Genomic DNA, 1,268 nt, shown 5'->3' with positions numbered 1-1,268 from the left:
AGACTTGGATCTTGATGGTCCAGGAGAACGGAGTCCCCGTGGGGATAAAGCACTACCCCGCCGAGTTCAAGACGGACGCGGTTGCGTTGTACCGGTCGCGGCCGGAGCGACGATCAAGTCGGTCGCGGCGGATCTCGGGGTGAACACCGAGACGCTGCGGAACTGGATCCGAGCCGCCGACGGGCGCCGGCCCGGCGCGGCGCCCACTCCGCGCCGTCGGCCACTGCACAGGCCGGCGGTGGCATTCAGACGGAGCTGACCGCAGCACGCCAGAGAATCCGCGAACTGTAAGAAGAGCGCGACATCCTCCGCAAGGTGGCCCGGTATTTCGCGACGGAGACGCGCTGGTGAACCGCTGCCAGTTCGTTGAAGATCACCAGCGCCGTCACGGCGTGAAGCGGCTCTGCATCATCCTCGACCTGGCCCGCTCGAGTTTCTCCTACTGGCGCCGCACCGCGGCTGCAAGGACGGTCCGGCACACCGACGAAGCCGGGCTGGCGGCCCGGATACGCATTGGTCCACCAGGACTCCGACGGCACCTACGGAGTCCCCAGGATCACCACCGAGCTCCGTGACGAGGGCGGCCCGGTGGTCAACCACAAGCGCGTCGCGAGGATCATGCGGAGCATCGGGCTCAAGGGAGTCCGGTTGCGCCGCCGGCACCGCACCACCCTCGCGGACCGGGCGGCTTCGAAGGCGCCGGATCTGATCGGCCGTGACTTCACCGCGGTCGCGGTGAACAGAAGGTGCGTCGGCGACATCACCTACCTGCCGGTCAGCGGCGCGAAGCCACTCTACCTTGCGACCGTCATCGACCTGTGCTCACGCCGGCTGGCCGGGTGGGCGATCGCCGATCACCTGCGCACCGCGCTCGTCGTCGACGCCCTGGCGGCCGCCGAACGGACCCGCGGGAGTCTGGCTGGAGCGATCATGCACACCGACCACGGCTCGCCAGATACGAGTAGGGCCTTCGCGGAAATCTGCAGGTCAGCAGGGGTCCGGCAGAGCATGGGCGCGATCGGCTCCAGCACGGACAACGCCGCCGCGGAAAGCTTCAACGCCACCTTCAAGAGAGAAACACTCAAAGGCCGAAAGGCCTGGTCGAGCGAGCGTGAGGCCAGGCTCGAAGCCTTCCGCTGGTTGACCCGACGCCGACACTCCCACCTCGGGCCAGCGACCCCCGATTGCCTACGAGTACGACCTCCAACCCGCAGCAACTGCCCTGGCCCAAGCCACATAGACGTGTTCAAAAGCCGGGGTCAAGGCCC

Annotated in this window: 1 pseudogene; it reads left to right on the top strand. The window is 67.5% G+C overall.

The window, feature by feature from the left end:
• Nucleotides 1-38: 38 nt before the first annotated feature.
• Nucleotides 39-1,182, top strand: a pseudogene (locus ACFWUY_RS41705) (IS3 family transposase); the annotation flags it as partial.
• Nucleotides 1,183-1,268: the final 86 nt, after the last annotated feature.

The organism is Streptomyces sp. NPDC058664 (assembly GCF_042716635.1).
Classification (GTDB): Bacteria; Actinomycetota; Actinomycetes; order Streptomycetales; family Streptomycetaceae; genus Streptomyces.
This window is presented reverse-complemented; position numbering and strand designations above follow the sequence as displayed.